General features: G+C 57.3%; 12 protein-coding genes and 2 tRNA genes. 6 read left to right on the top strand and 8 right to left on the bottom strand.

The features are described from left to right. The first annotated feature begins 304 nt into the window (after window positions 1–304). Complete coding sequence (fbp, locus tag EDC27_RS04850; protein WP_123289475.1) at window positions 305–1,402, top strand: fructose-1,6-bisphosphate aldolase/phosphatase; 1,098 nt, start codon at window positions 305–307, stop codon at window positions 1,400–1,402. Between the two features lie 155 nt (window positions 1,403–1,557). Here fbp and EDC27_RS04855 read toward each other — a convergent pair. The 8 genes from EDC27_RS04855 to rnc form a co-directional block, all read right to left on the bottom strand. Next, window positions 1,558–1,635, bottom strand: a tRNA-Pro gene (locus EDC27_RS04855). Window positions 1,636–1,674: 39 nt separating this feature from the next. Further along, window positions 1,675–3,081, bottom strand: coding sequence for a sigma-54-dependent transcriptional regulator (locus EDC27_RS04860; protein WP_123289476.1), 1,407 nt, complete (start codon window positions 3,079–3,081; stop codon window positions 1,675–1,677). Window positions 3,082–3,422: 341 nt separating this feature from the next. After that, the gene (locus EDC27_RS04865) at window positions 3,423–5,666 is read right to left on the bottom strand and encodes a sensor histidine kinase (RefSeq protein ID WP_123289477.1); all 2,244 of its coding nucleotides are present in this window, start codon (window positions 5,664–5,666) and stop codon (window positions 3,423–3,425) included. 9 nt (window positions 5,667–5,675) lie between these two features. Beyond that, on the bottom strand, window positions 5,676–6,164 hold the full coding sequence (locus EDC27_RS04870) for a DUF4390 domain-containing protein (RefSeq protein WP_170161593.1): 489 nt from the start codon (window positions 6,162–6,164) through the stop codon (window positions 5,676–5,678). Between the two features lie 192 nt (window positions 6,165–6,356). Continuing rightward, complete coding sequence (gene lpxC / locus EDC27_RS04875; RefSeq protein ID WP_123289479.1) at window positions 6,357–7,394, bottom strand: UDP-3-O-acyl-N-acetylglucosamine deacetylase; 1,038 nt, start codon at window positions 7,392–7,394, stop codon at window positions 6,357–6,359. 105 nt (window positions 7,395–7,499) lie between these two features. Continuing rightward, complete coding sequence (locus EDC27_RS04880) at window positions 7,500–8,255, bottom strand: DUF6125 family protein (RefSeq protein WP_123289480.1); 756 nt, start codon at window positions 8,253–8,255, stop codon at window positions 7,500–7,502. Between the two features lie 77 nt (window positions 8,256–8,332). Beyond that, window positions 8,333–12,118, bottom strand: coding sequence for a PAS domain S-box protein (locus EDC27_RS04885; RefSeq protein WP_123289481.1), 3,786 nt, complete (start codon window positions 12,116–12,118; stop codon window positions 8,333–8,335). Further along, the gene (rnc, locus tag EDC27_RS04890) at window positions 12,115–12,840 is read right to left on the bottom strand and encodes a ribonuclease III (RefSeq protein WP_123289482.1); all 726 of its coding nucleotides are present in this window, start codon (window positions 12,838–12,840) and stop codon (window positions 12,115–12,117) included. The genes EDC27_RS04885 and rnc overlap by 4 nt, the downstream gene beginning before the upstream one ends. Before the next feature lie 108 nt (window positions 12,841–12,948). Here rnc and EDC27_RS04895 point away from each other — a divergent pair, with 108 nt between their 5' ends. From EDC27_RS04895 to EDC27_RS04915, 5 genes are all read left to right on the top strand, one after another. Continuing rightward, window positions 12,949–13,500: a D-glycero-alpha-D-manno-heptose-1,7-bisphosphate 7-phosphatase gene (locus EDC27_RS04895; protein ID WP_170161594.1), complete on the top strand. Its 552-nt coding sequence runs from the start codon at window positions 12,949–12,951 to the stop codon at window positions 13,498–13,500. A gap of 118 nt (window positions 13,501–13,618) precedes the next feature. Next, complete coding sequence (gene pckA, locus EDC27_RS04900) at window positions 13,619–15,223, top strand: phosphoenolpyruvate carboxykinase (ATP) (RefSeq protein ID WP_245994272.1); 1,605 nt, start codon at window positions 13,619–13,621, stop codon at window positions 15,221–15,223. 11 nt (window positions 15,224–15,234) lie between these two features. Further along, window positions 15,235–15,909 carry a DUF1614 domain-containing protein gene (locus EDC27_RS04905; RefSeq protein WP_123289483.1) on the top strand — a complete coding sequence of 225 codons (675 nt, stop codon included), beginning with the start codon at window positions 15,235–15,237 and terminating at the stop codon, window positions 15,907–15,909. Window positions 15,910–15,924: 15 nt separating this feature from the next. Next, window positions 15,925–17,100, top strand: a complete 1,176-nt coding sequence (locus EDC27_RS04910; RefSeq protein ID WP_123289484.1) for a DUF362 domain-containing protein — start codon at window positions 15,925–15,927, stop codon at window positions 17,098–17,100. Window positions 17,101–17,155: 55 nt separating this feature from the next. Then, window positions 17,156–17,254 (top strand) — tRNA-Sec (locus tag EDC27_RS04915). Window position 17,255 lies beyond the last annotated feature (1 nt).

Below are 17,255 nucleotides of genomic sequence, written 5' to 3' on the forward strand. Positions count from 1 at the left end.
ATTTCCGCATCATGAAAAACCTCGTCGCGTGGTCGCTTTGTTCTTTAGGCACCGTCCTCGTGCAAAATGAACCTGACAGCCGGTGCCGAACGGGATATAAGAACCAAAAAGCCAAGCACGGCGGCGGACTGTGTTCGTAGGAGCGCCGCAAGGCCCAATGCTCTTTCCGCGACCGCATGTTCCTTGAATTTGCCTGTCTCCTTTATCTCCGTGGCGCCGCTCCTACGGATGATGATTCGGGATCGGCCCGCTCCATCAAAGGCCGACAAGACGGCATCTTCGTGTTAACCCAAGGAGGTGAGCCATGAGAATCACACTGACGGCCATCAAGGCGGACATCGGCAGCGTCGGAGGGCACATTCAGCCCAGCCGCAGGTTGTTGGAAACGGTGCTGGAGTATGTCAAGCAGCACCACCGGGGACTGCTCATCGATTTTCGGGTCACCTACACCGGCGATGACATCGCCATCCTGTGCACGCACACCGGGGGGGTGGGCAATGAGGATGTGCATCGATTAGCCTGGGAAGCTTTCAAGGCGGGAACGGACGTGGCCAAAGATCAGGGGCTCTACGGCGCAGGCCAGGATCTTCTCAAAGACGCTTTTGCGGGCAATGTTCGAGGGCTCGGGCCTGCGGTGGCGGAAATGGACATCGAAGAAAGAACGTCGGAGCCTTTTTTGTTTTTCGCCGCCGACAAGACCGATCCCGGCGCCTACAACCTGCCCCTCTATTTGGCCTTTGCCGATCCCATGTATTGTTCCGGTCTCATACTTTCCCCGGGCATGTTTCAGGGCTTTTCTTTCACCATTATGGATGTGAGCCATGTGGAAGCCGACCGCGTCATCACCTTGAACGCTCCGGAAGAACTTTACGACATGGCCGCTTTGCTGCGGGATCCCGAACGATTTGTCATCGAATCCATCCATTCTCGGCAGACGGGGGAGCAGGCCGTGGCGGTGAGCACCACGCGGTTGCACAACATTGCCGGCAAATACACTGGAAAGGACGATCCCATCATGCTGGTTCGCGTGCAGGGAGCGTTCCCGGCCACAGGAGAAGTCCTGGCACCGTTCAATCTGGGAGCGTACGTGGCAGGGTTTATGCGCGGCAGCCACAACGGGCCGTTGATGCCCGTCAAGCAGAATACAGGAACGTCCTTCTTTGACGGCCCTCCGATCGTCTCGTGCGCCGCTTATTGCGTTCATCATGGGCGTCTGTCCGGAGCCGTGGACGCTTTTGATCATCCCTACTGGGATCGCGTACGCCAGAAGGTCTCCGACAAGGCCACGGAAATTCGTCGTCAAGGCTTTTTCGGCAATGCCATGCTGCCGTACGCCGAATTGGAATACGGTGGCATTGTCCAAAAGCTCAAAGACTTGGACCAGCGCTTTCAGCTCCGCTGATTTCACGGGCAGGCGCATGTGGCCCAATAATTGCGGCACAGATTGCCGTCCTCTTCAAATCGCCTAAACTTTATAAATGGGGACAAGCAAAAAAGGAGCCGTGATGCCACTCCATCACGGCTCCTTTTTTGCCTATCCGCCCTTGGATAAGCCACTGGTCGGGACGGGCGGATTTGAACCGCCGACCCCTAGCTCCCCATGCTAGTGCGCTGACCAGACTGCGCTACGCCCCGACACTGTCGCGCTCTCATAGCACCAAACCCTCGAACCTGTCAAGGGAACCGGACCGAGCGGTTTTCACCGATTTTTTCCTTTTCGCTGGCAGGGCGCAATCCCAAGGTTTTCATCTTTCGATGCAGGTGGGTTCGTTCCAGGCCGATGTTTTGGGCGGTGAGCGATACGTTCCAGTCAAATTCCCTGAGTTTTCTCCACAGGTATTCCCTTTCGAAATGGGCGCGGGCTTCCCTGAAGGTCGGGCACCCATAGGGGTCGGTTGTCGATTCGTCGTGGCCTAGCCGGTGCAAAAAATCCCCCGGCAAATCCTTGAGGGTGATGGTGCGAGAGGGTGTCATAATGACCAGACGCTCCACGAAATTTTTCAGTTCCCGCACATTTCCCGGCCACGCATACCGACTCAGCAAAGGATAGACTTCCGGGGCGATGACCTTGCGGCCCATGGAACTTTCTCGAGACAATTGATCCAGAAAATCCTCCACCAGCAAGGGAATGTCCTCCAGGCGCTCCCGCAAAGGGGGCACGTGAATGGGAATGACGTTCAATCGAAAATAGAGATCCTGGCGAAACCGGCCCGCTTGAATTTCTTCGGCCAAATCCTTGTTGGTGGCCGCCACGATGCGCACATCCACGCGAATGGTTCGAGAACCGCCCACCCGTTCAAAGGACTGTTCCTGCAAAATGCGCAAGATCTTGGCCTGAGTCTTGAGGCTCATGTCCCCAATCTCATCGAGGAACAAGGTGCCACCGTCCGCCAGGTCAAATTTCCCTCGCCGCCTTTCCTGAGCCCCCGTGAATGCCCCTTTTTCATGGCCGAAGAGTTCGCTTTCGATGAGTTCTTCGGGAATGGCGGCACAATTGACTTCGATGAGAGGCCTCTCCCTTCGGGCACTGAGAAAATGAATGGCGCGCGCAGCCAGTTCTTTGCCTGTGCCGTTTTCTCCGGTGATCAGCACCGTGGCATTGCTGGGAGCCGCCCGTTCGATGAATTCCCGCAGCCGCACGATGGCCGGGCTCTGGCCCGTGATTTGGTACCGTTTTTCCGCCTTTTGGCGCCAGATAAGATTGTCCGACTCTAGCCGTGAAACCTGCAAGGCATTTTGCACGCTCACCAACACCCGTTCCAATGACAAAGGCTTTTCCACAAAATCAAAGGCTCCCATACGGGTCGCTCGCACGGCGGTTTCAATGGTGCCGTGCCCGGAAATGATGATCACAGGCAGTGACGGATATATCTCCTTGATCTGCCGAAGCACCTCCAAGCCGTCCATGCCCGGAAGCCAAATGTCCAGCAGCACCACATCGGGAAGCTCCTTGCGCAGTTCCTCCAAAGCCGCCTCGCCGGTGGCGGCCAAGACCGCCTCATAGCCCTCGTCTTCTAAAACGCCCTTGAGGGATCGAAGGATATTCGGTTCGTCGTCCACCACCAAAACTTTCAATGCCATGGCTTTTCATGCCCTCCATGCCGTATTGTGGAGCGCCCCGTGCGGAAGGCTTTTCCGGCGACGGGATCATTAGGTATCGAGCCGACGAGCGCTTGCCCCGCGAGATTTTTCTGCCGGGCACGTAAGGGTCTCGCCGGCTGCACTGGTCGACCGCAGGCCGCGCTTTCTGGTCGGCGTTCCCTCGGGCGTTCTGCAAAGCCTTTTGGGAGCATGCTCGAGAGGGCGCAGCGCAGGGATCCTGTAGAGGCAATGCAAGGAGCGAAACCTCATTGAGGTTGGCAGCAGCCGATTCAAGGATAAAACATTTGAGCCCTACCGCATAAATCAAGATGTGACCCCCGTTACGGGGCATTGTCGCCAAAGGTCGCCGGCAGTTCGATGACGAACACCGTGCCGCGCGGTTCGTTGTCTCGAAGCCGCACAAAGCCATGATGATCCGCCACGATCTTGGCCACAATGGCCAACCCTAATCCCGTGCCCTTTTCTCTGGTGGAATAATAGGGTTCAAAGGCCCTTGCCTTGGCTTCCACGGACAATCCGGGCCCCGTGTCCGCGCATTCCAATCGAGCGATTTTAAGAATAGGATCATAGTCCAGTCGAATTTCCACCTCTCCCTCTTGACCGTTCAGAGCCTGCACGGCGTTTTCCAACAGATTGTTCAAGACCTGGCGAAACTGATCCGGATCCAGCAAAAGGTCCGGAAAGTCCTCATTGAATGTGACGTGAAACCGAATGTTTGTATAAGTGTGACGGTACAACGTGACGGCTTCCTGGGCCAAGAGCTTTAAATTGCAAGGCTGAGGGCGGGCTTCCGGCATGCGGGCAAATTGAGAAAATTCATTCACCAGTCGCTTCATATGGTCCACCTGCTGAATAATGGTTTCTGTGCATTCGCGGACCACCGTATCCGCCACCGCCATGCCTTTATCGCAACGGCGCTGCAGCCTTTGGGCGGAGAGTCGAATCGGAGTGAGGGGGTTTTTAATTTCATGGGCGATGCGGCGCGCCACTTCCCGCCAGGCCGCCGCACGCTGCGCCCTTTGCAGTTCGCTGAGATCGTCCAAGACGACCACGGCACCCTGAGGCCTCTGGTTCTCATCTTGCAAAACACTGACCTTGACCAGCAGAGCTAGGGGGCGGTTGCCCACCAGAACCTCTACCTGTTTTTCCAAGTAGGTTTGCCGACTGATGCCATAAAGCCGGAGAAAGGATTTAACCACGTCCATGTGTTCCGGCTGCAGAAAATCCCCGTAATGCCGCCCCGTGATCTCGTCGGCGCGAATTCCGGACATCTGTTCGGCCGCCTTGTTCATGGCCCGGACTCTTCCATCCGCGTCCACTCCCACAACCCCGGCGCCAATATTGGCCAAAACGATTTCCATATACCGGCGCCTCGCTTCCAATTCCATATGGCTTTCCTGGAGCGCTTGATACGCCTGGGTCAGTTGTTCTCGGTTCGCTCGCAAATCGCGCACCATGTGGTTGAAGGAGGCCATGAGCAGGCCCATTTCGTCTTCTCGGTCCACGTGCAGGCTCACGCCCAGATCCCCTTGAGCCACTTGGTTTGTGGCCGTCAGCAAGCTTTGAATCGGGCCGGTGATGTGACGCGCCAAGTACAAGCCGAACCAGATGGCCGCAAAAGCCACCAAAAGCGTCACAATGGAAAAGGCAATCACATAGGTGATTTTCAAGGGGGCCTGAAAGAGCTTCAATTGCCGGTAATTTTGATAGCCCTGCACCACCGTGTTCAATTGCGCTGCAAGGTCCGGCGGGAATTTTCGCAACACCCCCAGGTAGCTCGGCTGGAACGGTTCATGGCGTGCTTCGCGCAGAGGGTGCCACACCACAAGGGCGTCCCCGTCTTCTCCCAAGGGCATCAGCAACCCCTCCATCATCGCCCTCGAATCCCGAAGGCGTTCTTGAATTGTTTGGGCAAGAGCCGTCTCAAACCGTGCCCACTCCGGCCGCTGCCAGACCACTCGCAGTGCCTTTCCCTTCCCGTCCACGACAAAGACGGCGTCCAACTGATGCCTCTGCCAAAACATGGGAGGCACATCGAAAAGGAACACGCCGTTTTCGTGGGCGGACTCCTGGGGAAACACCTCAGCCTCCACCAACTCCAGTTCTTGGAGCAGATCCCGCTGCACCTGGCGCACATACCCCTTTCCCAACTCCACACTCTGCGCCAATGACTGCTCCACCTGGGCGCTGAACCAATAATCCAGACTAAGGCTCATGAACTGCACGGCCACGCCAAAAAGAGGCACGGTGGGAATGAGGGTTAAAGCCACAAAGGCTAGAGTAAGTCGCGTGCGAAGTCTGTGGCCCAGCACGCCTTTTTTGCGTTCAAAGACCAACTTTACCAACTGGCGAATCACCAGATACAGAAGCAGAAGCAGCAGAATTAGGTTGATGTTCACCAGGGCGATGAGCAAAACGTTGCCGAAAAGGGGCAGTTCCGATTGGTAGTGAAAGAGCCAACCCTGAAGGGATCCCAAGACCAACACCACGGTCAGGACCGCCAGAATCACGACCCTTTCTCGTCGACGGCGTCGGCGAATCATGGCGGCATCTGGGGACTTCATGACGGCATCTCAACGGGTCGGTGCGTGGGTATAAGCGGCGGTCACCCAAGGTGTTTCAAAATCCCATAGACTCACGAAGAAGAATATGTATCGAAGAATGGAAGGCACTTGAGCCTTGGACAGTTCCGCCTTGACTTGAATGAGGTAGGTCTGATCCGGAACCAACCGCCACAGAGCCATGACCGGCAGGCCCCTCACCTCGCTCATCCATGCTTTGGCCTCTTCCCAACGCTTGGTCGAAAGCCACGAGCTGGGGTCTTCCGCGCGGGAGACGAAATACTGCTCATGCAAGGTGTCGTAGCGAATTGTGCGCTCCACGGTGGCTTGCAGCAAACGCTCACGAATCCACGGCAGCCCCGCCTTGTCCACGACAAGGTGAATGCGAAAGGTCGTGGGCACGCCGCTCTGTACGGCCTGTTCCATGTCCTCATTGAAGCAGTTGTCGATGCGAAAGCTGATTTTGAGGCTGGGCGGGTCGGGGTAAACTTTTAAGTTCATAATATCGGCCCTGTTTCGGGCCCATGCCGGGTCTGAAACCGCGACCATCATGAGCCAAAGACACTGTGCAAAAAAAAACGCCTTGCGCATCGCGTCAAACCCTTCCCCGTCATGGATGTGCTGGGAACGGGATTCTAGCGAAGGCGCTCGGCGTTGACAAGAAGATAGGCCTTTGCCTTTGGGCCTTTGGCCTCAGGCAGGCACCACCGGTGGTTTCCAGTAAAGGTTCGGACGCAGCGGCATGAGCCGTCGCGCAGAAGCCGCAGCGGCCGGCATAAAGCGCACGTATCCAGGTCTTTCGCACAGCGCGCGCAAGAGCCGATTGTGCAGAGCGTGCCCTGCCTTGTAGGCTTCAAAGGATCCAAAGACCGGGAAGGGGCACAACCCCAAGTCGCCCACAAAGTCTAGGACCTTGTGCCGCACACACTCGTCCCGGTACCGCAGTCCGTCGGGATTGAGCACATTCAGGTCGTCAAAGACCACGGCATTTTCCAGGGATCCACCCAAAGCCAGCCCGCGACTCTGCAAACTCTCCACGTCCCTCAAAAACCCAAAAGTGCGGGCGGACGCCACATCCCGAGCAAAAGAGCCCGGATCAAACGACCAGGTCAAGGCCTGACGTCCCACCAAAGGATGGGGAAAGTCGATGGTGTAGCAAATGCGCAACACATCGGAAGGAAACACCTTAATATACGCATCTCCCTCGCTCACCATGAACGCACGCTGAACGCGCAAACACTGCTTGGAAGCCCTTTGGGCTTTCACGCCGGCATTTTGAAGAATTTCCAGAAACGGCTTGGCACTGCCGTCCAGAACCGGCATTTCGACTCCATCGATTTCCACCCGCAGGTTGTCCAGACCGGCCACCCGCACCGCCGCCATGAAATGTTCCACCGTGGACACGGACACGCCATCCTTGCCGATCACGGTCGCCAAGGATGTGTCCACCACATGGTCGTAGCGGGCCGGCACGGCCGGAGTTCCCGGCACATCGACGCGGTAAAAGACCACGCCGTGGTCGGGAGGCGCGGGACGAAGCCTGACATGCACATGAGCCCCAGAATGCAGGCCCGTCCCGCCAAATCGCACTTCCGCTCGAATGGTATGCTGCGTGAAAAGGTCATAGCGCACTGGTCTCTTCCTCCTCGCCGTCCTCTCATGGCAAGGGGCGTACCAGCCGAGCCCATCCCACTTCAGCACGTCCAAAATATCCGAGATTCCCTTTTCCATCCAAGAGTTAGCACCCTCACGCCTCCCAAGGACTCAGTCGAAGGCCCTCGCCCTGTTGTGGCGCAAAACCCACAGAGCTCCGCAAGGTGTGTGCTTTTTGCAACGCTACGCGCGTTTTAAGGTGAATTTCCAGGCACACCACCAGGCATCGGGGTGAGCGTCGGGTGGGCATCCCACGCACTCGGTCTGAATGCGCGGGTCGATGGCTTCCGCAAAATAGGGATATTCCACGAGTCCAGCCGATTTGCACGGGTAGTCCGGAAGGCCTTTGCGCTTGCGAGCCCCTTGAACGCGGCAGTCCACCATGCGAAAAATAAAGCTGTGCTCATCCACGTCCTCAATCGTCTGCCGGTTGATGCGCGCATAGAGGCGATAGCCCAGAGCGGCCTTGAGCCCTTCCAGGCCGGGCAAGGGGGAGAGGCCGAGGAGCTTCTTAATACGCAAGGCTTCGTAGGGTGAAAAGCGTGTCCAGCAGGTATCGTTACAGCGTTTGGCCGTATCCATGCCGAAGCGTTTTTCCACGGCCTGAAACCACACACCGTCGTTGGCCAGCCAGTTGATTCCCACGGCATTCATGAGTTCAAGCAGCTTGGCTTTGTCCAGGCTTTTCAGCGCCTTGGGCACCTCACCGTCCATCTCAAAGCCCAAAACCTTGGACAAGCGCTTCAAAATAATGGAAAAAGCCGCATCACCAGCTTCCGCCTCCACGTCCATGGCCTTGCTCATGCCCAGTTGGTATTCCACTTCCCGAAACCAGCATCCGTAATGCACCAGGGTGCGCCGAAGACCGTCCATCACCCAGGGAATGAGTTCCTCGGCCGTTAGTTCTTCAAAGTTCTTGATTGCCGGTTCCTGACTCATAAGGGCCACCTCCTGTTTTGATTGTCCGCATCCACACGCCAAGGGAAAATAACAGGTTTGGCCATGCTTCTCGGGCCTCATCCTTCGCTGCTGTCCAAGACTTGCCGAACCCGAAGGGCCAAATCTTGGTATCCGAAAGGTTTTGGCAAAAAGAACACGCCCGGGTCCAAGACCCCGTGATGGGCAATGGCATTGGCAGTATAACCCGATGTGAAAAGAACCTTTATGCCGGGGCGTCGATCTCGAATCTCAGCTGCGAGATTTTTTCCGTTCATATCGGGCATCACCACGTCGGTGATGAGCAAGTCGATGAATCCGGGGTGTTCTCGTGCCGCGTCAAGAGCCTGCACGGGACCTGCCGCCACCAGGACCTCATAGCCCAGATCCTTGAGCATCGTCTCCGTCATTTCCAAGAGCACACGATCGTCTTCCACCACAAGGATGGTTTCCCCCCTGGCCCGGGGGATTTCTGGGACGGATCGTTCCTCCACGGCCGTCACTTCCGCCTCGTGCGCTCGAGGCAAGTAAATCTTGAACGTCGTTCCCACCCCGACTTCACTATACACATTGACGAACCCTTGATTCTGTCGAACAATGCCGTAGACGGTGGACAGGCCGAGGCCGGTGCCTTTGCCCATCTCCTTAGTGGTGAAAAAGGGTTCAAAAATCTTGCCCAGGGTGTCTTTATCCATGCCGCAGCCCGTGTCGGTCACGGCCAGCATGACGTAGTCCCCGGGGACAAACTCTGCATGGGCGGCACAATACGCTTCGTCAAAGGACACATTGGCCGTTTCCAAGGTGATCGTTCCCACGCCGCCAATGGCATCCTTGGCATTGACGCACAGGTTGACCAGAATCTGATCCAGCTGCACAGGGTCTAGCTTAACCTTCCACAGGTTCGCCCCCGGCTGCCACACCAGATGGATGTCTTCACCGATAAGGCGCTGCAGCATCTTCAAGGTGCCGGCCACCGCGGTATTCACGTCGATGAGCACCGGATTGATGATCTGTTTGCGCGCAAAAGCCAGAAGCTGGCGCGTGATGGCTGCGGATCGTTCCCCGGCCCGAATTATTTCATGAAGGTACCTCGCCACGACGCTTTCCGATGGCACACGCCGCAGAGCCATATCCGCGAAACCCAAAATAATGGTCAAGCTATTGTTGTAGTCGTGGGCCACCCCGCCTGCCAGGCGCCCGACGGATTCCAGTTTTTGTGCTTGATGGAATTGCTCTTCCAGCCGAAGCTTTTCCGTGATGTCGCGCATGACGGCCACGAAGTTGACGATGCGGCCTTCGGCATCCTTGACCGGCGTGATGGTGGCTTCTTCGGTGTACAAGGTGCCATCTTTTTTCTTATTGACCATGCGGCCCGACCATTTCTTGCCGGCCTTCAAGGTGGTCCATAGTTCCCGATAGAACGCCTCATCCTGCAGCCCGCTCTTCAAGATGCCCGGCTTTTGGCCCACAGCCTCGTCCCGCGTGTATCCCGTGACCGTCTCAAAGGCCGGATTCACGTACTGAATAAAGCCCTCGGGATCGGTGATGAGCACCACCTCTCCGGCCTGCTCAATGGCCGTCAGCCATCGAGCCCGCTCCGCTTCCATCCGTTTTTTCCCCGTCACATCATGGATGACGGAGTGCAGATACGCTTTTCCGCCCACATCCACTCGGCTGCTGTACACTTCCACGTCGCGCACGGACCCGTCAGCGCATCGGTGTTGGAATTCAAAATAGCCCCGCCGGCCGCCTTCCACTTCCGCCATACGTTCTTTGACGACTTCCGGCGGTAGCGTGTTGATCTGCTGAATGAACATCTGGGTCAGTTGTTCATGAGACCAGCCGTACAAGGCGACGGCGGCCTGGTTGGCGTCCACGATGCGCCCGTCCGTGGGATCAATGAGCAGTTTGACGGCCTTGTGGTCTCGAAAAAGGCTTCTGTAGCGGGCCTCGCTTTGCCGAAGTCCCTCTTCGGCTTGGCGATGCTCCACCACTTGGTGGATGATTCCCGCCAGAATCTCAAGGGTTTCCGCGTCGGATTCCGTGTAGTCCGAAGTCTTGTTGGCCAGGGCCAAAAGTGCCCGCGGCACGCCGTCCCGCACAACAGGGACCACCAGAAGGCGCCGCAGCCGCCCATGCCCTTCGGGCAATCCCCTTTCGAGGCGCGACGAGCCGTATGCATTCACGATGACGGGTTTTCCTGTTCGAACCGCATCGGCCCACAAACCGGCCTGGTGCAGCTCACGATGCCCTTCGTCAACACGGCCTCCACAAAACGACTTGGGCACGTTTTCGGACCAGTGCACGCATGAAACGCGTGAGCCATCGCCGTTCAAAGCGACGTAAAAACCTTCGCCGCTTTCCAAAAGATCGGCCACGGCTTGAAGCGTTGGGGGCAGCACCTCGTCGAGCCCCTGAGTTTCCGAGCGTTCCATGAGTTCAAGGCGAATTTCCATGATGCGCCGGGACAGCCTTTCCCGGCTCTGATCCCGCACACAAAAGATGAGAGCCTTGGAGTCGTTCGAGGCCCCTTCCAGTTTTGAGATCTTCAGCGCTACCGGAACCTTGCGACCCGACCGCGTCTGGACGAAAATTGTCTCATCGCCCTCCAACTCTCCCCCCTGTCGAGCGAGTCGCCAGAGGCCTTCTTCCAGCAGATTTTTCCGCTCGCCGCACACCGTCACGACGTTGGCCAAGGGCTTTCCGTGAACCTCTTGGGCTGACCATTCCGTTAGCTTTTCCGCCTCGGCATTCCAGACCTCCACACGGCCTCGAGAGTCTGTGGCGATGACCGCCTCGCTCATGGCCTGGACCACGGCCGCCTGGCGTGCCAAAGATCGCCGCAGTTCGGCTTCAGCTTGATAGAGTCTTTTAAAGTGAGCTTTGTGCGCCCTTTGTTTAGCCCAAAAAACGAGCACGAACAGAAGAATTATAAAACCGATAATGTGCCCCACGGTGGACAGAAAGATTTTACGGCCGGCTGCTTCAATCTCGCGGCGGTCCATCTTGACCACCAGGAACCATGAGGTCCCCTGAACGGGCGTGATGGCCGCTTTCACAGGAACACCGCGGTAGTCGATTCCGTAAACCACACCGGTGTGCCCTTGAGCGGCCATGGCGGCTGGAGAATCTTGCCGGTTCAATGGCAGGCGAAGCCGGAACGCCGCATCGGGCGCGTAACGCAACGCACTGAGGAAAATCACCGCATCCCCTTCGCGCCGCACTAACAACACTTCACCACTGGCACTGGGCACGGGCCACACCTGGGTGACAGGATCGATGAACCGGGATGCCCTGGTGACAAGCAGAACACCCCCAGCGGCCTCGCCAGGAAAAGTTCCACTGCAGACCACGGGCACGGCCACGCCCAAATGAGCCTGCTTGGTGCGGGTATCGAGGTGCACGTCGGTCATGATGGGCCGCAAATTTCGAAGCGCCTCTTGGATGGCAGCAACCCCTTCAGAATGCACCTCTTCTGTTCCGCTTAGAGAAAAGCGCACCTTTCCGTCTCGGTCCAGCAGAATCACGTCGTCCACATCATGGCTGACGGCCACGTATCGGACCAGATCTTCCAGCGTTTTCGACGGCGCCGTCCCGTCACCGGCCAAATACTGTGACAAAGGTTCCATGAAAGCTGCAGATTTTTGCAGCGCCAAGGCATCGTCCATTTGGTCTTGCACCCAGACGGCCAGTTCTTGGGCTTTGTATTCGGCTATGGTCTTGAGAAATTGGTCGCTTTCTTTGGCGTGGGTCTCCAGATGAGCGCGAAGAACCCAAGCGCCACCCGCGGCAAAGGCTATGGCGGCAATGGCGCACAGCACAATCCATCGCCACGACATGGTCGGTTGTGCGTTTTCGCTTTTCACGGATCGGTTTCTCCTGCCTCCAAAGCAGCCAAAGCCTTTTGCGCCGCGTTCTGTTCCGCCGCCTTCTTGCTTTTGCCCTTGCCTCGAGCGAGCACACGCCCTTCAAGACTCACACTGACGTAAAAGGTTTTGTCGTGATCCGGGCCCTCTTCCCGTTCCACATCGTACTGGGGCACCAGACGTTTTTTTGCCTGCGTGACTTCTTGAAGCTGCGTCTTGAAATCCTTGTCCAGCCGGCGCAGGGGATCCTCTTCCGCGGCCACCTGTTCGAGTTTTTCATCGAAAAACCGTCGCACCACACGGAAGGCGGCATCCAGACCGCCATCCAGGTACACGGCTCCAAGAAGGGCTTCCACGGCATCCGCCAGAATGGACGGCTTGGCTCGCCCTCCCGACATTTCCTCCCCTTTGCCCAGTCGCATGAGGAGTCCCAATCCCAGCTGGGCGGCGATGGTCGCCAGACGATTTTCATTAACCAGGGATGCCCGCATGCGAGACAAGTTTCCTTCATCGGCGTGAGGAAATGTCTTTAGCAGCATGTGGGAAATGATGAGACTGAGAACCGCATCCCCGAGAAATTCCAGGCGTTCGTTATCGCCGACAGCCGTCTCAGGTCTTTCATGGGCGTAGGACCGATGCACCAGGGCCTGACGCAACAGATCTGCGTTTTGAAAGCGATGTCCCAAAAGCTCTTGCAGATGAAGAAGGGGTCTTGTGCTCACGAAATTTTCCTGTTAGGAGTGAGAGGGTGCTTTTCGTGCATATCAAGTGAAGATATTGTTTTCCGTAGCACCACCCACTGTCAAGGGACGAATGCATTGGAAGGCCGTATGATCATTTGGGTCTCTTTAGCCGAGCCCATGTCGGGCCGCTTCGTGTTCCTGGACCGCGACGGCATTCTCAACCGGGACCGCCCCGACTATGTCAAAAATCGCGATGAGTTCATTTTCTATGCCGATGCGCTGGAAGCGCTGCGATGGTTGCGGAGGCGGTCCATCCATGTGGTGATCATCAGCAACCAATCCGCGCTGCATAGAGGGCTGATGGATTGGCAGGCGTTTTTTCAACTGCACGGTCACATGGTTCGGGAAGTGCAGCGCGCCGAAGGGTGGATCGATGCGGCCTTTTATTGCCCGCACCGACCCGACGAAAAGTGCTCATGTCGAAAGCCGGCACCCGGCATGATTCGGGCCGCGGCCTCCTTATTTTCCATCCCTCTTGCCGAAACGGCCTTTATCGGGGACAAGCTCAGCGATGTGGCTGCGGCCGAAAATGCGGGCTGCCTTCCCGTCCTTGTGCAGCGGACATCGCAGTCGGTGGACGTGCCGGAGCACGTTCGGGTATACAACTCTTTGCTCGATGCGGTAAGAACACTGGTGTGAGGGCAAAAAATGGTGGAGGTCCCGCACAACGCCATGCCCTTTCGCGGCGCGTGCTGGATCTTTCAGAATGTTTTCTGGAACAACGGGCCAGGCCCTGGCCATTGAGGAGCGATGGAAGATGGAAACGTGTGACAGGCCCATGGACAGTCGAAAAGTCCCGGTGGACGCGCAAGGGATCGTCAACTATACGCGAGTTTTTTACAACGCCCCAACACCCGTGCTTTACGAACAGGCCATCAAACGCCAGGAAGGCCTTTTGGCCCGCAGTGGCCCTTTGGTGGTACGTACCGGAGCTTACACCGGGCGGGCGCCCCAAGACAAATTTCTCGTTCGTGAGCCTTCCAGCGAGGACAAAATATGGTGGGGACCCGTTAATCGAGCTTTTGACCCAGAGGATTTCGACAAGCTGGAAGCGCGACTTCTCGCGTACTTGCAGGGTCGAGAAATCTACGTGCAAGACTGTTACGTGGGGGCCGACCCCAAGTATCGCGTGGCCGTGCGCATCATCACGGAAATGGCTTGGCAGAGCCTGTTTGCACGAAACATGTTCATTCGCCTTCGAGATCGAACAGAACTGGCTGATTTTCAACCGGACTACACGGTCATTGCCGCACCCCATTTTCGCGCCTCCCCCGAAGGGGACCACACACGTTCTGGGGCCTTTATTATCGAACACTTCGGCAAACAACGCATCCTCATCGGCGGCACGGGCTACGGCGGCGAGATCAAAAAGTCTGTGTTCACCATGATGAATTTCATTCTGCCTGAAAAGGGCGTCTTTCCCATGCACTGCTCGGCCAACGTGGGCCCAAATGGACACTCGGCCATCTTTTTCGGCCTTTCCGGTACCGGAAAGACCAGCCTTTCCGCCGATCCCCATCGAACTCTGGTGGGTGATGACGAACACGGCTGGAGCGACAACGGCATCTTTAATTTCGAAGGCGGCTGCTACGCCAAAGTCATTCGTTTGTCCCAGGAAGCTGAGCCCCAAATCTATCGGTGCACGCAACGGTTTGGCACGGTCTTGGAGAACGTGGCCATTGACACGAACACACGGGAAATCGACCTGAACGACGATTCCCTGACGGAAAACACTCGCGCCGCCTATCCTCTGTTTTTCATTGAAAACGCTTCTGCGGACGGCATGGCGCCCCATCCCAAGGACATTGTCATGCTCACCTGTGACGCCTTCGGCGTCCTGCCGCCCATTGCACGGCTACAGCCTCACGAAGCCATGTTCCACTTCCTTTCCGGTTACACGGCCAAGGTAGCCGGCACGGAAGCCGGCATCACGGAACCTCAGGCCACCTTCAGCACCTGCTTCGGCGCCCCGTTTATGGCGTTGCCGCCCCCCGTGTACGCCGAACTGCTGCGGCGCCGCATGGAAGCCCACGGGGCTCGATGCTGGCTCATCAATACAGGCTGGACGCAAGGTCCCTACGGCGTCGGCCACCGCATTCCCATCGCCTATACCCGCGCCATGGTCCACGCGGCCTTAAATGATGCTTTGGACACTGTGGCCTTTCACAAGGAACCCTATTTCGGGCTGCTGGTGCCTGAAGAATGCCCCGGCGTTCCCAAGGAACTCCTGACCCCCGCCGCCACGTGGCAGGACCTTCGAGCCTATGAAAACCAAGCGAAACACTTGAAAGGACTTTTTCGAAAGAATTTCGAGCAATACGCAGACCATGTGGATCCTGCCGTTCGCGCCGTCTTGGGCTGAAAGGGGGCGCCATGTTTTTTCCGCCGTTTCTCGTGGTCTTTTTCTTTCTGTTCGTCTTCTTACTTTTTCTGGTCTTCGGGCTCGTCAAATTCGGGCTCTTTGCCATGGCTTTCGCCCGATTGGGCATTCCACCGGAACACCTTTTTTCCCTTCTTTTTCTTTGCATGATCGGCAGTATGATCAACATTCCCGTCAAACGGCTTTCACTGGACGACGAGCCTGCGCCCATCGATCTGGTCTCCTTTTTTGGCCTGCGCTACCGACCGCCCCGGTGGCGGCGGCCTCGAGAAATGGTTCTGGCCGTCAATGTGGGCGGTGCCGTCATTCCCACCATGATCTCCCTCTATCTTTTGATTCACGCGCAGCATCCCTTTCGAATGCTCTTGGCCACAGGCGTCGTCACCTACGTGATCCATCGCATGGCCCGACCCGTTCCCGGCTTAGGGATTGCCACACCCATGTTCATTCCACCTCTGGTGGCCGCCTTAGCCGCTCTCGTCTTAAATGCCTCGTGGGCGCCTCCCACGGCCTACGTGGCCGGGACCTTGGGAACCCTTATCGGGGCCGACCTTCTGAACCTTCATCGCCTTCGTGAATTGAGGGCTCCCGTGGCCTCCATCGGCGGAGCTGGCACCTTTGATGGCATCTTTCTTACGGGCATTCTTGCCGTTCTCTTATCTTGGTAACTGGGGGGAAAAAACATGCCGACCAGCGCCGTCTATTTCATCGATCTTCGAGCCGATGATGCGTGCAGTCTTTTGGACAAGATCACGTGGCTTCTCAAGGAAGCCGGCCTTGCCAAGAGGATTCCCAAGCGGGCCTTGACTGCCGTCAAGATTCATTTTGGAGAACGAGGCAACACGGCCTTTGTGCGCCCTCTTCTGGTCAGGCCGATCGTCGATGCCATTGAGGCGGCCGGAGGACGACCGTTTCTCACCGATGCGGGAACCCTGTATGTGGGCACGCGAGGCAATGCCGTGGATCATCTGGTCACGGCCATGCGCAACGGCTTCGTTCCGGAAGTGGTGGGCGCTCCGGTGCTCATCGCCGACGGCCTGGACGGCCGGGATGAGGTGGCGGTTCCAGTCTGTCTACAGCGGTGCCAGGATGTCTATATCGCCTCGGCCCTGGCTCGCGCCGATGCTTTGGTGTCCGTCGCGCATTTCAAACTGCACGAATTGGCAGGATTCGGCGGCGCCATCAAGAATGTGGGCATGGGCGGCGCTTCCCGCCGCGGCAAGCTCGCGCAGCACAGTGTCATGGAACCCAAGATACGGCCGAAAAAATGCATCGCCTGCGGATCCTGCGTCGCGGTGTGCGCCCATGACGCGCTCGCTTTGGTAGAGCGCCCGGAAGGCATGGCGCGTCCCAAGGAAGCCATCAAAAAAGTCGCTCGCATCGATCCCTCCAAATGCGTGGGATGCGGTTCATGCATTCATGCGTGCCCTGAAGGTGCTATTGATATTCAGTGGGACAAAGACATTGCAGGCTTTATGGAGCGCATGGTGGAATACACCGTGGGTGCCCTTTACAGAAAAGAAAACAAGAGCTTTTTTATCAATTTCCTCACCCAGATTTCCCCCGCGTGCGACTGCCATGCTTCCGCCGACGCGCCCATTGTGGCCGATATCGGCATCATGGCCTCGGCCGATCCCGTGGCCATAGACCAGGCGTCCGTGGATATGATGAATGCGCAACCCGTCCTGGCCAACAGCCGTCTCGGAAACATGAACCCACCGCCTGCGGACAAGATTCGTGCCGTGTATCCGCACATTCCGTGGGAACATCAACTGGAATATGCCGAATCCTTGGGTCTGGGTTTTCGAAGCTACGAGCTCATCACCGTCAAGCCTCCCAAAAAACGCAAGCGCCACTAAAGTCTTCGGGGCCAAAGCCTTGCCAAAAGCGTTTCACTGCAGTAAAAGAGGCGGCGGAAGTGCCAAGCTCACTGGTGGGGCTCCCGGACTTCAAATCCGGTGTGGGGCGCTGAGGGGCGTCCCAGGTGGGTTCGATTCCCATGCACTTCCGCCAT

It is taken from the genome of Desulfosoma caldarium (genome assembly GCF_003751385.1).
GTDB lineage: Bacteria > Desulfobacterota > Syntrophobacteria > Syntrophobacterales > DSM-9756 > Desulfosoma > Desulfosoma caldarium.